The sequence below is a fragment of the Kushneria aurantia DSM 21353 genome, from assembly GCF_000382245.1.
Classification (GTDB): domain Bacteria; phylum Pseudomonadota; class Gammaproteobacteria; order Pseudomonadales; family Halomonadaceae; genus Kushneria; species Kushneria aurantia.
This window is the reverse complement of record NZ_KB907871.1, coordinates 59,327-77,517: the sequence shown is the minus strand read 5'-3', so window position 1 is coordinate 77,517 and position 18,191 is coordinate 59,327. Positions and strand designations below refer to the sequence as shown.

At 64.0% G+C, this 18,191-nt stretch carries 19 protein-coding genes; 9 read left to right on the top strand and 10 right to left on the bottom strand.

Annotated elements, in window-relative coordinates:
• Both H146_RS22310 and H146_RS0109050 read left to right on the top strand, forming a co-directional pair.
• Positions 1-936 (top strand): calcium-binding protein (locus H146_RS22310; RefSeq protein ID WP_169433468.1); only part of this gene is annotated, 936 nt, incomplete at its 5' end.
• Positions 937-1,017: 81 nt separating this feature from the next.
• Entirely contained in the window at positions 1,018-1,341 is a 324-nt protein-coding gene (locus H146_RS0109050) for a hypothetical protein (RefSeq protein ID WP_019951560.1), read from the top strand.
• A gap of 35 nt (positions 1,342-1,376) precedes the next feature.
• On the opposite strand, the gene H146_RS0109045 is transcribed toward H146_RS0109050, so the two are convergent.
• The 4 genes from H146_RS0109045 to H146_RS0109030 form a co-directional block, all read right to left on the bottom strand.
• On the bottom strand, positions 1,377-3,275 hold the full coding sequence (locus tag H146_RS0109045) for a bifunctional diguanylate cyclase/phosphodiesterase (RefSeq protein WP_019951559.1): 1,899 nt from the start codon (positions 3,273-3,275) through the stop codon (positions 1,377-1,379).
• Between the two features lie 28 nt (positions 3,276-3,303).
• Positions 3,304-4,005 carry a transglutaminase-like cysteine peptidase gene (locus tag H146_RS0109040; RefSeq protein ID WP_019951558.1) on the bottom strand — a complete coding sequence of 234 codons (702 nt, stop codon included), beginning with the start codon at positions 4,003-4,005 and terminating at the stop codon, positions 3,304-3,306.
• Positions 4,006-4,126: 121 nt separating this feature from the next.
• The gene (locus tag H146_RS0109035) at positions 4,127-5,545 is read right to left on the bottom strand and encodes an ATP-binding protein (protein ID WP_019951557.1); all 1,419 of its coding nucleotides are present in this window, start codon (positions 5,543-5,545) and stop codon (positions 4,127-4,129) included.
• The gene (locus H146_RS0109030; RefSeq protein WP_019951556.1) at positions 5,542-6,207 is read right to left on the bottom strand and encodes a response regulator; all 666 of its coding nucleotides are present in this window, start codon (positions 6,205-6,207) and stop codon (positions 5,542-5,544) included. The genes H146_RS0109035 and H146_RS0109030 overlap by 4 nt, the downstream gene beginning before the upstream one ends.
• Before the next feature lie 220 nt (positions 6,208-6,427).
• Here H146_RS0109030 and H146_RS0109020 point away from each other — a divergent pair, with 220 nt between their 5' ends.
• Both H146_RS0109020 and sixA read left to right on the top strand, forming a co-directional pair.
• A complete protein-coding gene (locus tag H146_RS0109020) occupies positions 6,428-7,534 on the top strand; it encodes an NAD(P)H-dependent glycerol-3-phosphate dehydrogenase (protein WP_019951554.1) in 1,107 nt (368 codons plus the stop codon).
• Positions 7,531-8,028 (top strand): phosphohistidine phosphatase SixA, encoded by a 498-nt coding sequence (gene sixA, locus H146_RS0109015; protein ID WP_019951553.1) that lies wholly within the window; start codon positions 7,531-7,533, stop codon positions 8,026-8,028. The genes H146_RS0109020 and sixA overlap by 4 nt, the downstream gene beginning before the upstream one ends.
• Before the next feature lie 19 nt (positions 8,029-8,047).
• On the opposite strand, the gene H146_RS0109010 is transcribed toward sixA, so the two are convergent.
• Entirely contained in the window at positions 8,048-8,995 is a 948-nt protein-coding gene (locus tag H146_RS0109010) for an AEC family transporter (protein ID WP_019951552.1), read from the bottom strand.
• A gap of 296 nt (positions 8,996-9,291) precedes the next feature.
• Between H146_RS0109010 and H146_RS0109000 the strand changes: the two genes are divergently transcribed.
• Entirely contained in the window at positions 9,292-10,164 is an 873-nt protein-coding gene (locus tag H146_RS0109000) for an alpha/beta fold hydrolase (RefSeq protein WP_019951550.1), read from the top strand.
• A gap of 42 nt (positions 10,165-10,206) precedes the next feature.
• On the opposite strand, the gene H146_RS0108995 is transcribed toward H146_RS0109000, so the two are convergent.
• On the bottom strand, positions 10,207-10,785 hold the full coding sequence (locus tag H146_RS0108995; RefSeq protein WP_019951549.1) for a Smr/MutS family protein: 579 nt from the start codon (positions 10,783-10,785) through the stop codon (positions 10,207-10,209).
• 145 nt (positions 10,786-10,930) lie between these two features.
• Here H146_RS0108995 and prmB point away from each other — a divergent pair, with 145 nt between their 5' ends.
• Both prmB and aroC read left to right on the top strand, forming a co-directional pair.
• On the top strand, positions 10,931-11,893 hold the full coding sequence (prmB, locus tag H146_RS0108990) for a 50S ribosomal protein L3 N(5)-glutamine methyltransferase (protein ID WP_019951548.1): 963 nt from the start codon (positions 10,931-10,933) through the stop codon (positions 11,891-11,893).
• Between the two features lie 54 nt (positions 11,894-11,947).
• Positions 11,948-13,039: a chorismate synthase gene (aroC, locus tag H146_RS0108985; RefSeq protein WP_019951547.1), complete on the top strand. Its 1,092-nt coding sequence runs from the start codon at positions 11,948-11,950 to the stop codon at positions 13,037-13,039.
• Here the strand turns inward: aroC and H146_RS0108980 are convergent, their stop codons facing one another.
• Entirely contained in the window at positions 13,040-14,278 is a 1,239-nt protein-coding gene (locus H146_RS0108980) for an MFS transporter (protein ID WP_156826754.1), read from the bottom strand.
• A gap of 187 nt (positions 14,279-14,465) precedes the next feature.
• On the opposite strand from H146_RS0108980, the gene cysE reads away from it, so the two are divergent.
• Positions 14,466-15,317 (top strand): serine O-acetyltransferase, encoded by an 852-nt coding sequence (gene cysE / locus H146_RS18945; protein ID WP_019951545.1) that lies wholly within the window; start codon positions 14,466-14,468, stop codon positions 15,315-15,317.
• A gap of 367 nt (positions 15,318-15,684) precedes the next feature.
• Complete coding sequence (locus H146_RS0108965) at positions 15,685-15,948, top strand: ribbon-helix-helix domain-containing protein (RefSeq protein WP_019951543.1); 264 nt, start codon at positions 15,685-15,687, stop codon at positions 15,946-15,948.
• 261 nt (positions 15,949-16,209) lie between these two features.
• Here H146_RS0108965 and H146_RS0108960 read toward each other — a convergent pair whose 3' ends face one another.
• From H146_RS0108960 to H146_RS0108955, 3 genes are all read right to left on the bottom strand, one after another.
• Positions 16,210-16,509, bottom strand: coding sequence for a CcdB family protein (locus H146_RS0108960; RefSeq protein ID WP_019951542.1), 300 nt, complete (start codon positions 16,507-16,509; stop codon positions 16,210-16,212).
• Positions 16,509-16,754, bottom strand: a complete 246-nt coding sequence (locus tag H146_RS20685) for a type II toxin-antitoxin system CcdA family antitoxin (protein ID WP_083920825.1) — start codon at positions 16,752-16,754, stop codon at positions 16,509-16,511. Before H146_RS20685 ends, H146_RS0108960 begins: the two co-directional genes overlap by 1 nt.
• A gap of 410 nt (positions 16,755-17,164) precedes the next feature.
• Positions 17,165-18,157: a nucleoside-specific channel-forming protein Tsx gene (locus H146_RS0108955; protein ID WP_019951541.1), complete on the bottom strand. Its 993-nt coding sequence runs from the start codon at positions 18,155-18,157 to the stop codon at positions 17,165-17,167.
• Positions 18,158-18,191 lie beyond the last annotated feature (34 nt).

Here is an 18,191-nt window from a genome sequence, read left to right as displayed (position 1 = left end):
GGTGCTGCTGAAGGCCCCAACGCCAACAGTGATTTCTCGGTCGAGTCGATCCGCTTTTTGCAGGATAATCCCGGCGGTGTGGTGATTGCCTCTGCTACCGGTCGGGTCAGCGCTGTCGCCGGCGACGGCGTTCAGGGCTATACGCTGCAGGGTATCGAGGGCTATCAGACGCAGGATCTGGAGGGTGAGGGCCTGCGGGCAGTCGATAGTAACGGCCAGGCGCTGTTCGATATCAGGTTGACGCCGAGCAACGGCACCTGGGATTTCGTTCAGTACCAGCAGATGGCGGACGATACCAATATCACCTTCACGATCGGCGCCACCGACAGTGACGGTGATAGTGCGAGTATCACGCAGCAGATTGCCATCGGTGCGCAGCAGGAGAGCGCAGTCGCACAGTCGCAGGCAGAGGATGATGGCAGTGCGATGGCAGTCTCAGCCGCCAGCGATAATACGATCCGCGGTGACGCCGGCGACAACACGCTTCGTGGCAGTAGCGGCGATGACAGTCTTCACGGTGAGGCCGGCAACGATACGCTGATCGGCGGTGCAGGCAACGATACTCTCTTCGGTGGCATCGGTGCCGACACCTTCGCCTGGGAGCTGGGAGACCAGGGTGGCAGTGACTCACCGGCACGGGACACCGTTCGGGACTTCAATGCCAGCGGAGAGGATGAAGGCGACAAGCTGGATATCTCCTCGCTGCTCGGCAATCGGGACGATGATGAAGATTTGAGTCAATACATCACCGCGACCGAGGAAGATGGCAATACGGTGCTTCACGTCAGCAGCAGCGGGGGACTGAGCGGCGCTGATAACGCCGATCAGACGATCGTGATGGAGGGACGCAGCTTCGACAGCTTCGGTGGTAGCCAGAGCGGTGAGGACGTTATCAAGCATCTGCTGAACAACGATCAGCTCAAGATCGATCAGTAATGTCCGATAAGCTGTGATGACAGGCCGCTCGCGAGAGCGGCCTTTTTTGGGTCAGCAAAGTTCGGGTCAGGAGAGAGCGGTATGCTTTACGTCAAGCGTGACAGCAGTGGCGAGATCGTGATGGCGAGCCGAGAGCCGACCGAGGAGTGCCGTGAGGTGGTCGAGCTGGAGAGCGGCGAGCTGATGGCCTTCATGTCGGGGCGTAGTGAGCAGGAGGCGCGTTTTATCGCCTCTGACCTGGCTTTCGTGCGCGTGGTTGAGGATCTTCTCGAAGTACTGCTTTCCAAAGGCGTGATCAGCTTCACCGATTTGCCCGAAGCGGCACGCAACAAGGTGATGGAGCGTAAATCGCTGCGGCGCGGCAACCGTATCGACCTGCTGGGCGAGGAGGGCGGCATCATATAGTGATCTGATGCCGCCCTCCGGGCGCTACCCGACAGTCAGCTCACGCCCGGCCCGGTGACGCCATCCAGGCCCATTTCGAACAGCCATTCGCTCTCTTCGCTGCTGGTAACGCCCTCGGCGATCATGATGATGCCCAGGGTGTGGCAGAGCGTTACGACGCCCTGCAGCACGGCGCGATGCTCGCCGTCGCGTACCGCGGAGCGTACCAGGGAGGCATCCAGTTTGATAAAGGTCATCCCCAGGTCGTTGAGTTCGGCGATCTGGCCAAAGCTGTGGCTGACATGTTCCAAACCCAGTGGGCAGCCCAGCGGTTGAAGCGCCTTGCAAAAGGCGCGAAAACTCTCTCCCGCATCCTGCAGTACGCGCTCGGGGACCTCCAGCCACAGCCGTGGCGCCAGACCTATCCGGGCGATCAGGCGTTCACGCAGTTGCTGCACGAAGCGTGCGTCACTGATCGAGGCGGTAGAAAGGTTGACGCTGACCGCATCACTGCCTTGTGCCAGTCGTTCGAGAGCGTGGTCGATCCCTGCCATATCGAGGTGGGTGTCCAGTTCGAGGCGCCGCACCCAGGGCATGAAGATGGCGGCGCTCTGCCATTCGCCGTTGAGCCTGAGTCGTGACGGCATTTCGTGGTGAAGCAGTTCGCCGGTGCCGTCGCGCACAGGATAGGCGGCCAGCATAAAGCCCGATGCAAAGGCCTCTTCAAGCGCCTGATGCCACTGTTCACGAGTGCTGAACAGCGGCGCCGTATCGCTGCTGCACAGCGCCGGTTGATTGTTTTCGGGGCTGTATTCGGCCCGCGCCAGCGCGCTATCCAGCCTCGCCAGCAGTGAGCGGCGGTCGTCCTCGCGGTGATAGCGGCAGATGGCGCTGGCCACTGACGGCGAAGGGCTGTGCTGTTGCGAGGTGACCAGGCGATCCAGCTTTTGGGTCAGTTCATCGGCCAGCGGTTCAGAGTGATCCAGGCCCGGCAGCAGTAGCGCCAGATCGCCGCCGTTAAGACGCCCGATAACACCGTCGTAGCGTTGAACAAGTACTCCCAATACGTCTACCAGCCCTACGATGATGGCATCGGTGGCGGCAAAGCCCAGTACCGCATTGAGTTCCCTGATATTGCTCAAGCGCACCATGACAAGAGCGCCGCTGGCTTCGCTATCATCACTGTGAAGCCTTGCATCAAGGCGATCCATGAAGCTGTCGCGATTGAGCGCGCCGGTCAGGCTGTCGTGCTGCAGTCGATAGCGCAGCCGCTCGATGCTGGCGCTATCGCGTTCGAACATTTTGTGCAGCGATTGCGACAAACGGTTCATTTCATGGGCGACTTCGCGCAGTTCACGCACCCGCGGTTCGGCTATTACCGGGAAGCGGCGCTGGCCAATGGCGCGGGCCTGACCAATCACCGCCTGCAGCGGTCGCTTGATAAAGCGCACGATGACCGCCATCAGCGCCAGGCTCACGGCGGCGGCAAGGGCGAACCAGCCGGTCAGGTTGAGCGCGGCGTTCCACAGTGCATCCCAGGCGTAGCGCTGCTGACTCTGCAGTCGCAGGGTAGCAAACTGACGCCAGCCGTCCTGAACCACAGCCTCTCCGGGTGGCGGTGTGAAGTTCACCAGTTCGATAAACCACTCCGGCGCACTGCCGTCGGGCGACGCTGCGTTGCGCTCGACAATCACCTCACCCGCAGGATCACGCAGCTCGATAAAGCGATAGAAACCGGTATCGAACTGGGCGGATAGCAGCAGCTCCAGGGTGGCCGGATCCTTGTCCAGCTGCGACATCGTCAGCGCCAGCGCATTGGCGTTATCGCTGTTCTTGATCTCCAGTTCCTGCTGCATGTAATGACGGCTGCTGCTGATGCCGATCAGCAGACTGGCGCCGTAGGTCAGTACCAGCAGCAGCGCGATCACCAGCCAGAGTTGCCGGATCAGGGACATGGCCGTGCTCTCCTTGTTGGTATCCTTGTCAATCGAAGCCCTGCTGTCGCATGCGCTCGAGCACGCTGCGCCAGCGCGATAGCCGTGCCAGCGGGTCGGCGCGGGACTGGCTCGAGCCGCCTGCCCATAGCCCTTCGCTGTTGAAGCTGAACACCGGGAAAAGGTCAGTACGCCGGGCCGCCGGCTGAATGCTACCGACAATGTTATCGAGAATCAGCGGTTCGGTATTGGGGGCGGGAAAATAGCCCAGCACCATATGGGCGATCGGTTCGCTGCTGCGACCCAGTCGGGCGCGAACATAGATGAGCCTGAGGCGATCATCACCGATACCCAGCCGGCGCAGGGCGACGTATTTGGCGATGGTGTAGTCCTCGCAGTCGCCGCGCCCTTCGCCAAGCGTCTCCAGTGGCGTCATCCAGTAATCCTCGACTCCCTTGATCTCGATATCGTCGGTCCAGAGCACATGGCGATTGAAAAAGTCGTTGATCTCGCGCAGTTTCGTCGCGTTGTCGCTGTGACTACGCAACTGCGCTTCCAGCTGCATCCACTGCTGCAGTTTGGCAACGCCCTGTTCGCCGTAGAGACGGCGCATGCTGGCTATTAACTGATCGTTGCCGCCACTGCCCAGCGCTATCGGCAGCCGCGATCCCAGCCAGCCGCCCACGCCAAGCGCTGCCAGTACCGCCAGGCAGCGACGACGCGCAGGATTGGGGGGATCGCAATGACGCATGACGGTATGCCCTGACGCTCACGGCAGCGGAAATTGGCATCGCGCACTCATGATGCACAATGCATCTCGAACGGACATTATCGGCGCCTCAGGGGCGAAATTGAGTGAGCCTTCGTGTCATTCAGGCAGGCCAACTGAGCCTGACGGCAAGGCCATGGGGGGTGCGATTGACGATCGACAGGGTCGCGCGCTGACGCTGCGCCAGCTCGCTGACAATCGCCAGTCCCAGGCCACTGCCGGTGGTGCGATGGCTGGCGCGGTGAAAGCGCTCGGTAATCCGCTCGAGCGACGCTTCGGGTACGCCCGGGCCATTGTCGAGCACACTCAGTGTAGCGCATGCCTCGTCGCGGGAGAGGTGCAGCGTGACGCTGCCGCCATCGGGCGTATAGCGCAGCGCGTTATCCACAAGATTACGAATCAATACCCCAAGCTCGGTGGGCTCGGCGCGCACCCATAGCGTCTCGCAGCCGCTCACTTCGAGCTGTTGCCGGCGTTGATCGGCCAGTGGCCAGAGTTCACCGGCCAGTTGGGTGGCAATAGGGTAAAGGTCCACCGGTTCGAGGCGGCGCGGTGGGTCGCGTTCCACCCGGGCCAGCGTCAGCAGTTGCTCGACGACCCGCTGCAGTCGCTCGATGCCGCTGTGTGCCTTGTCAAGCGACACCCGGTACTCCTCGTCGCCGGCGCTGCCGGCATTGTCGATGTGTACCTTGAGCCCCGCCAGCGGCGTGCGCAGCTCGTGGGCGGCGTCGGCGGTGAAGCGTCGCTCGCGCTCCAGCGTCAGCCGCAGCCGTTCGATAAAGGCGTTGAGCGAGTCGCGCAGACCGCGCAGCTCTTGCGGTGGCGTCCCCTCGATACGCGTCAGATCCTGATGATAGCGTCGTGCTACCTCCGCCGAGAGGCGGTCGATCGGCCGCAGCCCGCGGCGAATCACCCACCACAGCGCCATACCCAGCAGGGGCATGATCAGCAGAAAGGGCAGGCTGTTGCCGAGCAGAATCTTGTTGGCCAGCTCCTGTTTGAAGTCGCTGCGCAGGCCGGTCGAGACCCAGACGTTGTGCTGGCTGTCGAACAGGCTGAAGACCCGCCAGCGCTCACCGCCGTAGTCGACCCAGCGGTAGCCGTTGTGCGCCGGCGCCGGGAAGGGGCCGCTGTCGTTCCACTCGGCGCTGAGCATGCGCGGCGAGCCGTCGGCGTTCCAGAAGCCCAGCGACAGCATGCGCTCTTCGTGGTGATAGCGCCTGGGTTGGACGTCCGGCGAATCGGGCAGTATCGCTCGAGGGTCGATGTTGTCGCCCATGTTGTAAAAGCGCGCCAGATGGCCGGGCTGGCTCATGCGCTCGGCCAGCTCCCGGTAGTCGCTGGCATCCATGTCGATATCCAGCATGGCGGTGAGTATGCGCCCGAACTGCGCCAGCTGGGCGTCGAAGATCTCCTCCATCTCGTGGCGCGTTACCAGCCAGGCGGCGGCGCCTGCCACGATAGCGCCTGCCAGTACCAGTCCCAATACGGCGCGGGTCAGATAGCGGCGGATGGAGGTCATGTCAGCGCATCGTCGAGGCGGTAGCCGATGCCGCGCAGGGTGAGGATCAGACGGCTGTCGAGTTTTTTGCGCAGGTGGTGAATATGCACCTCCAGCGCGTTGGACTCGATCTCGTCGCTGCAGCCGTAGATCAGTTTTTCGAGATGGGGGCGGGTAAAGACCTGGCCGGGCTGGCGTGCCAGCTCCAGCAGCAGGGTGTACTCACGCCGCCCCAGACGCACCGGCTGGCCCTGCCAGTGCACTTCGTGGCGTGCCGGGTCGATATGCAGCGCCCCGAGATCAATGACCGACTGGCCGCGCGCGCCGGCCCGCCTGCCGAGGGCGCGCAGGCGGGCCAGCAATTCATGAATCTCGAAGGGCTTGAGCACATAGTCGTCGGCGCCCGCATCCAGCCCCGCCACGCGGTCCTCGAGACCGTCACGGGCGGTCAGAATCAGCACCGGCAGATCGTGGCGGCGTTCCCGAATTCTTTCGAGCACCGCCATGCCGTCGATATCCGGCAGGCCGAGATCGAGAATGACCAGTTCGGTGTCGCTCTTTTCGAGATGGGCAAGCGCCGATTGGCCGTCGGTCAGCCAGTTGATGTCGTGGCCGTCGCGGCGTAGTGCCGTCTCGACACCATCGCCCAGCAGCTGATCGTCCTCGACAAAAAGAATGCGCATGCTGATCGCTCCTGCTGGTTCTGTTACGGGAGAGGCAAAAGGGCTGCCCGCGCTGGGCGGCGCCTTTCTGACCGTGGCGCCGGAGAGGCAGAGGGCCATTTTACAGCGCCGCGCGCCAACCGCCATGTGTTCATCAAACGACAACCTGACGCATTACAATGACCGCGCCGGTGTCGCGAGGCTACACTGAGCAACATTATCTTCAGCAGGGAGTGCCTCAATGAGCGGTGAACAACAGTCGACGCCGGCGATCAGTGATATCCACGTGCCGCCGGTGGCGGTACTGGGCGGTGGCAGCTTCGGTACGGCGCTGGCCAGTATCGCCTCTACCGGCGGCGCGCGGGTGCGCCAGTGGATGCGCGACGAAGCGCTGGCCGACAATATCAACAGCCAACATATCAATCACCGCTATCTTCCCGACTTCGAGATCCACCCCGACGTGCACGCCTCCACCGATCTCGAATGGGTGTTGGAGGAGGCCGGACTGGTACTGATCGCCATTCCCTCCGGCGGCTTTCGCACGGTGGTGCGCCAGGCGGCGCCACATTTCAATCCCAACGCCATTCTGGTCAGTACCACCAAGGGTATCGAGGCGCAAAGCTTCATGCTGATGAGCGAAGTACTGATCGAAGAGACCGGCAGCCCGCATGTTGGTGTACTCTCCGGTCCCAACCTTGCCGCCGAAATCGCCCGCCATCATCTCAGCGCCAGTGTGGTGGCCAGCGACGACGAACTGACCCGCTCGCGGGTGCAGGCGGCGCTCTCCTGCGACCACTTTCGCGTTTACGCCAGCAACGATCGCTACGGCGTTGAGATGGGAGGCGCGCTCAAGAACATCTACGCTATCGCTGTGGGCATGGCAGCGGCGCTGGGTATGGGCGAGAACACCCGCAGCATGCTGATTACCCGTGCGCTGGCCGAGATGAGCCGCTTCGCCGTCGCCCAGGGCGCCAACCCCATGACCTTTCTGGGACTGGCCGGGGTCGGCGATCTGATCGTCACCTGCTCGTCGAATCTGTCGCGCAACTACCGGGTCGGCTACGCCATTGGCGAGGGACGCAGCCTTGAAGAAGCGGTCGAGGCGTTGGGGCAGGTCGCCGAGGGGGTCAATACCGTATCGCTGGTGGTAGAACGAGCCAGCCGCGACGGCGTCTACATGCCGCTGGCCAGCGGGCTCTATCGGGTCATGTTCGAAGGCGCCACGCCGCGCGAGGTGGCGGTCGATCTGATGCGCAGTGAACAGAGCAGCGACGTTGAATTTACCCTGCCGCGGGAAGAGACGCGGCGGGCTCAGGAACAAACCGCAGCCAGGGATCTATCGCAATGAAAATCTATGTCATGCGTCATGGCGAAGCCGCCTCGGGATCGCCCGATGCGCGCCGGCCGCTGGATACCACCGGCCAGCAGGAGGTGGCGCGGATCGCCGACTGGTTCGCCTCCCTCATGGGTGACGACGCGCATCGCCTGACGATCGTCGCCAGCCCCTACGATCGCGCCCAGCAGACGGCACGCATCGTCGGCCGGGCACTGCAGGTCGACGACATCATGACACTGCCGATCATGACCCCGGATGCGCCGCCGCAGGAGATGATCGACTGGCTTGCCGATCATCTCGACCCGCGTGAAAACAATGCGCCCTGTCTGTTTGTCAGCCATATGCCGCTGGTCGCCGAGCTGGTCGGTCAACTGGTGGACGGCGGCGCCAATGCGCGGCTACCGATGGGCACCGCCGACGTGGTCGAGCTGGAGGCCGAGGTGTGGGCTGCCGGGCTTGCCAGGCTGGTGCGTCACGTCACGCCGCAGAATGCGACGATCGCCTGAGCGCTGGCGGGCGGCGCTGTCAGGCCAGCCCGCCGAGCTGCAGCAGGAAGATGCCCAGCGTCACCGTCAGGCTGCTGCACAGCGTGGTGACGGCGATGACGTTGGCGGCCAGCCGCGCGTTGCCGCCCATCGCCCGCGCCATCACGAAACTAGCGGCGGCCGAGGGGCTGGAGAGAAAAATAAACAGCATCACCAGCTCACGCCCGCCAAAGCCGATCAGTGCCGCCAGTGCGGTGAAGGCAAGGGGTACCCACACCAGCTTCATCAGGCTGGCGCCCAGCGCCACGCCGCTCGCCTCGCGTATCGCCGCCACCGACATGGTGCCGCCGATGCTGATCAGTGCCAGCGGCAGGGTAATGCCGGCGAAATACTCGCCCGAGGTGTGGAGCCAGCCCGGTAGCTGCAGGCCGCTGGCAGCAAAGGCCAGCCCGGCGATCACCGCCAGAATCAGCGGGTTGGTGGCCACTTTGCGGGCAATGCTGCGCCAGCCGGCTCTGGCGCCGGGCTGGTAACGCGCCAGCACCACCACCGACAGGGCGTTATAGAGCGGAATCAGCGTGGCGACCAGCATACTGCCGGCGGAGAGGCCGAAGCTGCCGTACATGCTGTTGGCTACCGCCAGCCCCAGGATGCCGCCGTTGCCGCGAAAGCCGGCCTGCACATAGACGCCGCGGTCGTCGTGCGCCACCCGGCGACTGGCCCACAGCCAGATCAGCGCGAAACTGGCAAGGGTGGCGAAGGCCAGGTAGAGCATCAGGTCAAGCTGCAGTGCCTCGCCCATGTCGGCATCGATCAGCGCCAGGAACAGCAGGGTCGGCATGGCGCCGCGAAATACCAGCATCGAGGCGGTGTGGATGAAGTCCGCGTCGATCCACTTGAGTCGCCTGAGTACCACACCCAGCAACACCATCGAAAATACCGGTGCAGTGGCGTTGAAAGTGGTGGCGAAGATCGCCAATGGGTCCATGAGCGAGTTCCGATAGCCTGGCGGGGGGTCAAAAACGGCGGCAGGGGCTTTTACAGCGTCACGAAAGCGACGATCAGGGCGACGGCGATGACTGCAAAAAAGAGGCGATTGCGCAGGCGGGTATCTCTTTTATGGCGCTCGGCGTTATGGGCGGGCATGGTTTCTCCGGTTACAGGATGAGTTGCCGCGCATCATAATACGCTTTCAGCCGTGGTGATGGCGAGTCGCGGCCGACTCGCATCGCCGTCCGGGGCGTCGTATGGTGGCGGCCGTGACGATCATGATGGAGCAGCAGGATGAGTCTACTACCCCGGGAGCGCCGCCTGGCCGGCGATCGCCTTGCGGCGCTGGAGTGGGCGCGTGATGACCTGAGCGCGCAGGCGCCGAGCTGGCTTGCGCTGCACGGCTGGCTGGACAACGCCGCCACCTTTAGCCGGCTGGCGCCGCTGCTGGCGCAGCGGCTCGATGTGCGTATCGTGGCGCTCGACTTCGCCGGTCATGGCCATTCGCACTGGCTGGGCAGCGGCGCCGACTACGCCCTGTGGGACTATCTGCACGATATTCTCGACGCCATGGATGATCTCGGGCTCGAACGCGCCACGCTGTTGGCCCACTCGCTGGGGGCCTGCGTCTCTTCGCTACTGGCGGCGGCGCTGCCGGAGCGGGTCGAGCGGCTGTGGCTGATCGACGGCATCGGCGCGCTGGTCACACCGGCCGAACAGTCGGTGCGTCAACTGCGCAACGGCGTGCTGGGCGTGCGCCGTCCGCTGTCGCCACCGCCTGCCTATGCGGATCTGGAAGCGGCGCTGGATGCCCGCGTTGCCGGCGCCATCACGCCGCTTGACCACGACACCGCGCGGCCGCTGATCGAGCGCAACCTGCGCGATGACGACGGGCGGGTGCGCTACCGCACCGACCCGCGCCTGCTGCGTCCCTCCCAGGTGCGACTGACGCCGGCGCAGTCGCGTGCCATGCTGCTGGCGATCGAGGCGCCGGTGGATCTGATCGAGGCCGAGCAGGGCATCATCGACGGCCACCTGGACCGTGACGGCGTGCGCCACGATATGCCGACCCTGACCCGTCACCGCCTGCCCGGTGGGCATCATCTGCATCTCGAGCCGCACAGCGTGGCGGGGGTAGCGGACAGGATCGTGGCCGCCTGTCAATAGGGGGATGGCGCGGCTCTGTTTGCGCCTGGCGGCAGCACACGCCTACTCCGCGGCGTCGCGGGTTCGCCGCAGCAGCACATAGACCGCGCCGGTACCGCCGTCGCGGTTGGTCGCCGAGCAGAACGCCAGCACCTCGGGCAGTTCGCGCAGCCAGGCGTTGACGTGGCTCTTGATCACCGGATAGCGGGTGGCACCGGACCACGCCTTGCCGTGTACCACCAGCACGCAGCGGGCGCGGTTATCGCGCGCCTCCCGCAGGAAGTCTTCAAGCTCGTGGCGGGCGCGTTCCAGGTCGCGGCCGTGCAGGTCGAGCCCCGCCTGCCAGTCGATCTGGCCGCGCTTGAGGCGTGACAGCGTGCGCGCCGGCAAATCATCGAGAGCGAACAGCAGTGCCTCGGAGGGGCGCACCGGCTCGACCCGGCCATCCGAGGTGCGCGACGACGGCGCCGTGATATCGCCGGCGCTGCTGGTGGCCGCCTCGCGGCGGCTGCGGTAGTCGGCACGCGGCGGCGGGCTGCCGGTGTCGGCGCGGTCGTGGTGGACCGGGCGCACATCGCTGCCGCGCATCGCCTCGCGGAAGATCGCCTGCTCGCTGTCGTCGATCCGGTGTCGGCGGGACATGCTCTCTCCGCTGGGCACTGGGTTGAGGGTATCGCCATTGTAGCGTTCCGGGCGTCATGGTGCAGGCCGGGGCGTTGCGGCTTGTCATGTGCAGCGGCAAGGGTACACTGGCCCATCCCCGAACCAACACGGTAGCCAAATCCCCATGAGCGACGCCGCCCATCGCGCCCTGCCCGCCGCCGCGCCCCTCGAACTGGATGATGCCACCCTGATCGACGAGCTGATCACGCTGCGTGACTGGCTGCGGCTGGCGGTCAGCGTCTTCAACGCTCACGATCTGCACTTCGGCCACGGCACCGCCAGCGCCTGGGATGAAGCGGTGGCGCTGGTGCTGGGCGGCGTGCGCCTGCCGCACGATATCGACCCGGCGATCATCGACGCCCGCCTGCTGCGCAGCGAACGTGCCCGACTGGTGTCACTGCTGCGCAGCCGCGCTATCGAGCGGCGGCCGCTGCCCTATCTGCTGGGGGAAGCCTTTTTCGCCGGCATTCCCTTCGATGTCGACGAGCGGGTGCTGATCCCCCGGTCGCCGATCGCCGAGCTGATCGAGTCGGGTTTCGACTTCTGGTTCGCCGAGCGCGACCCCGAGCACATTCTCGATCTCTGCTGCGGCTGCGGCTGTATCGGCATCGCCTCGGCGCTGATGATGCCCACTGCACAGGTCACGCTGGCCGATGTCGACCAGGGGGCCATCGAGGTGGCCCGCGCCAATATCACTCGCCATGATGTGGGCGCGCGCGTGCGGACGGTGATCGGTGACCTTCTGGCGCCGGTGGCGGGGCAGCGCTTCGATCTGATCGTCGCCAACCCGCCCTACGTCGACCGTGGCGACCTGGCCACCATGCCCGCCGAATTCGGCCACGAGCCGCCGCTGGCGCTGGGCGCCGGCGACGACGGGCTTGACCTGGTGCGCCGTATCCTGCGCGAGGCGCGCAACTACTTAAGCGACGACGGCGTGCTGGTGGTCGAGGTGGGCAACTCCGAGCGCCACGTTATCGACAACTGGCCCGACGTGCCCTTTCTGTGGCTCGAGTTCGAGCGCGGCGGTCACGGCGTTTTCGCCCTGACCGCGCAGCAGCTCGAGCAGTGGGCCGATGCCTTCGCCTGAGAGGGTGTTTGAATAACCGGCCGCGGCGCGCGGCTCTGACACCAGGAATAGACCATGTCCGGTAACACCTTCGGCAAACTCTTTACCCTGACCACTTTCGGCGAGAGCCACGGCCCGGCGCTGGGGGCGATCGTCGACGGTTGCCCGCCGGGCCTCGAGCTGAGCGAGGCGGACCTGCAGCGCGATCTGGACCGCCGCCGCCCGGGCAGCTCGCGCTACACGACCCAGCGCCGCGAAGCGGATGAGGTGCGTATTCTCTCCGGCGTGTTCGAAGGGCTGACCACCGGCACGCCGATCGGGCTGATGATCGACAATACCGATCAGCGCTCGAAGGACTACTCGAAGATCAGCGAGCAGTTCCGTCCTGCCCACGCCGACTACACCTATCACCACAAGTACGGCCGGCGTGACTACCGCGGCGGCGGCCGCTCCAGCGCCCGTGAAACCGCCATGCGGGTGGCGGCCGGGGCGATCGCCAAAAAATATCTTGCCGCTCTGGGAATCAGCGTGCGCGGCTACATGAGCCAGCTCGGCCCCATCGCTATCGACTTCAAAAGCTGGGACGGGGTAGAGGACAACCCCTTTTTCTGCCCCGACCCTGAGCGTCTGCCCGAGCTGGAGGCCTTCATGGACCAGCTGCGGCGCGATCAGGACAGCGTCGGCGCACGCATTACGGTAATTGCCGAAGGCGTGCCGCCGGGGCTCGGCGAGCCGGTGTTCGACCGTCTCGATGCCGACCTGGCGCATGCGCTGATGGGGATCAACGCGGTCAAGGGGGTAGAGATCGGCGCCGGCTTCGACAGCATCGCCCAGCGCGGCAGCGAACATCGCGACGAGATGACCCCCGAGGGTTTTCTCTCCAACCACGCCGGCGGCGTGCTGGGCGGTATCTCCAGCGGCCAGCCGCTGGTAGCGCGGCTGGCACTCAAGCCCACCTCCAGCATTACCATTCCGGGCCGCTCCATCGATATTCACGGCGCGCCGGTCGAGGTGGTGACGAAAGGGCGCCACGACCCCTGCGTGGGCATTCGCGCCACGCCCATCGCCGAGGCGATGATGGCGCTGACGCTACTCGATCACCTGCTGCGTCAGCGCGCCCAGAACGGCGATGTGCATGTCACGACGCCACGCCTGGGGCAGTGCTGATCAGCTCTCCTGCTTCGAATTGTCCTCGGTCAATTGACGCACGCGCTGCTGGCGGCTCTGCTGGCGGTAGCCATAGGTCGCCGCGCGCACCCTGGTGTCACTCTCCAGCCCTGAACCCAGCGCGCCGGCGACGGTCGCCACCGAGGCGGCCAGCCAGGCCAGCGACGGATAGTGCCATGGCGAGATGGCGTGGCCCAGTACCTGCGCCAGGAGCCCCGGCGGCACGAAAATGATCACCGAGACCAGAAACATCACCAGCAGCATGGCGTAGTAGAAGAGCACGCCAATACTCAGCGTGATCAGCGTGGTGAGGTTATAGAGGGTCGCCATCGGGAAGGCGTGGCGGTGTCGCTGCGGTTCCCACAGGCCATGAACGATCACGATCCAGATTACCATGGCGGCCAGCGAGCCGATCATCAGCACCACGAAGCGCCACGGCTCATAGGCGTCGCCCAGCCGCCACAGGCTGGGCAGCAACAGCGCGTAGGCCCCGGTGGCGAAGGCCACCGCGATCACCTTGCGAAAGGTCGGAAAGATACTCCAGGGGCGATTGGCACGCACCATGCCGGCCAGCAGTTTGCAGCGCCCGGTGAAATGCCAGCGGGCGGTAAAGCGCACGCTGACCTGGTCATCGGTCTTCTGTGGGCTGATGCGCTGTATCGGCGCGATCAGCTCCGAAAGTCGCTGCCCCAGCAGATGCCGAGCGTTATTGTTGCGCAGGCCGTGGCGTCGGCGTGCGCCGAGCTGATGCCTGTTGTGGCTCTGCTGGCGCTCGCGCGCCTGCTCGGAACTGCCGTGATGCATCTCGTTGAGCAGGTGAATGACCGCCTCGCGCAGCCGCTTGCGCATGGGTGAGGCGCCCAGCGCCGGCTGCGAGATCAGTGCTACCCGGTAGGCCTCGCTGGCCTCGGCGATCACCAGCCGATTGTTGCGGTAGATGGGCAGATCAGTCACACAGATAACGTAGTCCCACTCCCGGTCACGCCGCATCCGGCGCGCCTGATACAGCATCTCGTCGGTGGACTCCTCGGCGCCGATCAGCGGGTCGGTTTCGCTCTGCACCTGCCATTGATAGCGATTATCAACGTGGCTTTCGAACAGATCGCTCAACTCGTCGACAATACTGGCGACCAGCGCCTCGGGCAGTTCCGGTGCCGGTATCAGGCCCACGCTGAGGGTCGTTGGCTGTTTTTCCTGGCTGTCGCTTTGCTGGGAGGATGACTCTGATGCGTGGGGCATGGGTAATGGGTTCGAGCCTGGGTGTGTGATATGGCGCCTTGAACGAACTCACAGCGTAGCGGCTGTAGCGCCGATTTGCCGGCGATACGTGCGGCCCATGAAACGCTATCGGCAACCCGGGCGGCTGTGATCATTGCCTGCGATGTTTATACTGACAACCCGTCCGGGCAGCATGGAGAGCCCGCTCATGTCGTTTGCAACAGTCGATGCCGCGAACCAGAGCGTACGTCAGCAACGTCTGCTTTCCTGCCTGCAGTGCGAAGCGCGTGACGTCGTCCAGCGGGAACCGCTTTTGAGTGCGCTGTTGCAGCGCCGGCTCTTCGAGCCCGCCGATTTCGAAGGCGTATTGACCGCGACGCTGGCGAGCGTGCTGGCCGAGGATGAACTGCCCGTCGAGGCGTTGAAGGCCTGTTTTGCGGCGCTTTATCCGCAGCATGCCGAACTGGCCGAGTATGCCGCGCTCGATCTGGAGGCGGTCTGCGAGCGTGATCCCGCGATCAATGACCATGTTTCCGTTGTGCTGTGGCACAAGGGGTTTCAGGCGCTGCAGACCCACCGCCTGGCACATGTACTCTGGCAGCAGCAGCGCCGTGAACTGGCGCATCACCTCAACTATCGTGCCAGCAGGCTGTTCGGTGTGGATATTCACCCGGCCTGCTCGGTAGGGCACGGCGTCATGTTCGACCACGCCACCGGCATTGTGGTGGGAGAGACCGCCGAGGTCGGTCACAACGTCTCTATTATGCAGGGCGTGACGCTTGGCGGCACCGGCAAGGAGCGCGGCGAGCGCCATCCGAAGGTGCGCAGCGGCGTGCTGATCGGTGCTGGCGCCACGGTGCTGGGCAATATCGAGATCGGCTTCGGCGCCCAGGTGGGCGCCGGCAGCGTGGTGCTGCAACCGGTCGCTGCCCATACCACCGCAGTCGGCGTACCCGCTCGCGAAACCGGTCGGCCGCGCTGCCCCAGCCCTTCGGTGACCATGGAGCACGGCTGTTCCAGTGCCGAACAAACGCCGGCTCGGCATAATCAGGACGGCTGACAGCGGCCGGGCGATGCACCGTCGAAAGCGCAGTATATGGTGTACGAAAACCTGGCCGGGCGCTGCAGTTGACCGCCCAAATCGCTACGGCGCTTTGGGCGGTATGTAGTGACCGCCTGCTCCAGCGTATGACCCACCTGGAGGGATGCCTGGTAGTACCACGGTGGCGCGCTCGTGCCATCGGCACACTGAAGAAGACGATGCAGCAGTGGGGCAAGGTTATGACCAGTGAGGGATATCGGCTCCTGGCCTGGTAACTGCCAATTTGGCGGCGACATCGCCCCTCGGAAATGCAAACAGATTGATCCTGTATTGTTTTTTTGAATATATTGAATACATTCACCCGCTTTGCTTTGGAGGAGCTGCCATGTCTCGCACCACGCCGCCGACCACCATGACCGTCCGTCTCAATGGCGCGCTCAACGACTTCGTCGCCGCCAATGTCGGTGAGAGTGGTTCGTACGAGAACGTCAGCGAGTACATCTGCGACTTGATCCGGCGCGACAAGGAGCGTGTCGAGCAGGAGCGCTTCGAGCGACTGAGAACCGAACTGGTCCATGCATTCAATGCGCCGGACGACAGCTATCGGCCGCTGACGGCCGCAGACGTCATCGCCCGCAACAAGGCCTGACAACGTGGCTTGCATACGTATCCAGGAGGCGGCCTGCCGGCAAGGGCCTGCAGCCTGCCAGGGAAGCGCTGAATAAATCGACGAGCGAGATGAAGCGCGAGGCGCATGGAACGCAGAAAACTAGACATAACATAGGGTTAGGCGAGTTTTCGACCGGGCTGGCGCATCAGTACCACGCAACGAAGCGATTCGCTCGTGCAGGCATTTATGCAGTGGTTCCTTAGGCAACTTCGGGTACGCCATTGCAAACCAGGTTTTGCCTCAAAAACCCAAAAAAAGCATCTCCAACGCTCCAGAGATGTCATCCTGCTGATCAGCAAGGTTACCAACGCAAGAGCGTAATTCACCTTCGGGTACAGCAGCCATGAACTGAGTGGCCATTACCAGCTCTTGTCCCTCAATACTGAATACAGGATTTAGTCGCTGGGCAGGGGACGGCGCGGAGGATTTGGGCAGCAGTGGCACGACAACCCGGGTGTTCAGGCCGCTGAGAATGTCTGCCTGAACATCCAGCAGATAGCCGCTCCCGCCCTCATTTTCCAGGAGGTCGAAGCGGGCCATCAGAACTGACGGTATCGTGCGAGAGGCAGACCGTTAGCATCAGCGTATGCGTTCGAGCTCGCCAGGGATCTGGCATTTTCTTTCAGCCACTTTTCCTGCTTATGCAGTTTCACAGCCTCAGCGATCCCCGCCTCTGCGGAACGTGAGACATTGATACCCAGGCATTCTGCCTCTTTTAGAAGTGCACTATCCAGCGACAGGTTCGTTGGCTTTCGGGTAGCTTTCGAAGCTTCAGCATTTTGCATGGTTGAGCCCTCCGTTGAGCCCCCTCGGGGAACACGGCATTCAGTTTATGCGCCTATTTTTTGCGCATCAAGATTGCGCAATGGCAGATCCTGTCGCTGACTGGAGGGTGTGAACACTCACGAAGACAGTCCGGTGCAGATGATGACGAAGAAGAGAACGTCCAGAGCGGAATGTTGCCAGGCGGCGGCCTGTCTGTTGGTCGATCACGGGTGACACTCTGAAGGCGACGGCGAGGCCGGGGGAGACGGCAAATCCTGGCGTACTGGTGCACTTGCTTCGGGCTGAGACAACCCGGGCGACACTTGCAGGTACGCAGCAGCGGCTTCGGGAGGGAGTTGTGGAAATCCGCAGGTGGCCGGACGACGCCTGAAAGCGTCGTACCGGCCTGCCGGCAAGGGCCTGCAGCCTGCTAGAACTGCCAGCCGACACCGAAGTAGTAGCCCCAGCCCGTGCTGCGCACGGTGAAGTCGCCGGCGCCGAAGTTGAGCAGGCTGCCGTCGTTCCACTGACCGCCGTTGTGGAAGTAGCGCGCCACGGCGAGAAAACGCAGGTGCGTGAAGGAGTAGACAAAGGCGTTGGTGGCGACCACTGCCTCGTTGGTACGAAAAGCGTTGTCGTCGCCCAGGCTGGAGCCGAAGTCGTAGTTGGTGAAGCCGGCGTAAAACAGGCTGGCGCCGTTGTCGAAACTGGCCAGCGGCAGGCTGTACTCCAGCTGGGCGCGGTAGCCGTCCCATTCGAACTCGTTGCTGGCGCCGTAGTTCTCCCACTGGCGGCGGCCGTAGAAGTTGAACGACACATCCACCGGCGTGCCGCTGTCGATATCGGTCCCCAGGCCGGCGTAGAGGGTGTTCTGGCGGTTATCGCTGTTGTGACCCCAGTCGAAGATCCAGTTGAAGGCGATATACCACTCCTCGATCGGCCCCAGACTCAGGTCGCGACCGCTCAGCTCATTGAGCGACAGTCGCGGCTTGATCTCGGCGAACAGCGGCGAGCCATCATCGAAGGCGCCGCTGTCGGCGGCGTTGCCGATGCCAAATACCTTGGGAACGTCGATATAGCCATAGAGATCCAGCGGCCCCTTGCGGCCGAAGAATTCGTACTCGAGGTAGATATCGTCGATCTGCTGCGGGCCGAAGCGGATGTTCTTGCTGCCGATGACGGTAACGTTCTGGTTGTACCAGTCGGAGAGGTAGGCGCTCTGCGGCTCTTCATTGGTGATCTCGGGGCTGGCGGTCTCGCCCTGGGCAGAGTCGCCGGCGGTTCCCGGCTCGGCGGCCCTGGCACCGTCGGCAGGGAGCAGGGCCAGGAGCGCCAGCGTGAACAGGCCGGGACCGGCTGCGCGGCGGCAAAAAGCGAGGGTGGCGGCGTGCCCGCGGGGCGCGTCACTGAATGTAGCGTTCATGGCGTTCCTTGAGATGTTTTGTGGTTGTTGTTGG

Bases quoted from the DNA above. Each gene is read 5' to 3' on its own strand.
- H146_RS0108965 (WP_019951543.1), top strand. From the start codon at position 15,685: ATGTCTCGCACCACGCCGCCGACCACCATGACCGTCCGTCTCAATGGC.
- H146_RS0108980 (WP_156826754.1), bottom strand. From the start codon at position 14,278: ATGCCCCACGCATCAGAGTCATCCTCCCAGCAAAGCGACAGCCAGGAA.
- H146_RS0109000 (WP_019951550.1), top strand. From the start codon at position 9,292: ATGAGTCTACTACCCCGGGAGCGCCGCCTGGCCGGCGATCGCCTTGCG.
- H146_RS0108955 (WP_019951541.1), bottom strand. From the start codon at position 18,157: ATGAACGCTACATTCAGTGACGCGCCCCGCGGGCACGCCGCCACCCTC.
- H146_RS0109020 (WP_019951554.1), top strand. From the start codon at position 6,428: ATGAGCGGTGAACAACAGTCGACGCCGGCGATCAGTGATATCCACGTG.
- H146_RS20685 (WP_083920825.1), bottom strand. From the start codon at position 16,754: ATGCAAAATGCTGAAGCTTCGAAAGCTACCCGAAAGCCAACGAACCTG.
- H146_RS0109010 (WP_019951552.1), bottom strand. From the start codon at position 8,995: ATGGACCCATTGGCGATCTTCGCCACCACTTTCAACGCCACTGCACCG.
- H146_RS0108960 (WP_019951542.1), bottom strand. From the start codon at position 16,509: ATGGCCCGCTTCGACCTCCTGGAAAATGAGGGCGGGAGCGGCTATCTG.
- H146_RS0109050 (WP_019951560.1), top strand. From the start codon at position 1,018: ATGCTTTACGTCAAGCGTGACAGCAGTGGCGAGATCGTGATGGCGAGC.
- cysE (WP_019951545.1), top strand. From the start codon at position 14,466: ATGTCGTTTGCAACAGTCGATGCCGCGAACCAGAGCGTACGTCAGCAA.
- aroC (WP_019951547.1), top strand. From the start codon at position 11,948: ATGTCCGGTAACACCTTCGGCAAACTCTTTACCCTGACCACTTTCGGC.
- H146_RS0109045 (WP_019951559.1), bottom strand. From the start codon at position 3,275: ATGTCCCTGATCCGGCAACTCTGGCTGGTGATCGCGCTGCTGCTGGTA.
- H146_RS0109040 (WP_019951558.1), bottom strand. From the start codon at position 4,005: ATGCGTCATTGCGATCCCCCCAATCCTGCGCGTCGTCGCTGCCTGGCG.
- H146_RS0108995 (WP_019951549.1), bottom strand. From the start codon at position 10,785: ATGTCCCGCCGACACCGGATCGACGACAGCGAGCAGGCGATCTTCCGC.
- sixA (WP_019951553.1), top strand. From the start codon at position 7,531: ATGAAAATCTATGTCATGCGTCATGGCGAAGCCGCCTCGGGATCGCCC.
- prmB (WP_019951548.1), top strand. From the start codon at position 10,931: ATGAGCGACGCCGCCCATCGCGCCCTGCCCGCCGCCGCGCCCCTCGAA.
- H146_RS0109030 (WP_019951556.1), bottom strand. From the start codon at position 6,207: ATGCGCATTCTTTTTGTCGAGGACGATCAGCTGCTGGGCGATGGTGTC.
- H146_RS0109035 (WP_019951557.1), bottom strand. From the start codon at position 5,545: ATGACCTCCATCCGCCGCTATCTGACCCGCGCCGTATTGGGACTGGTA.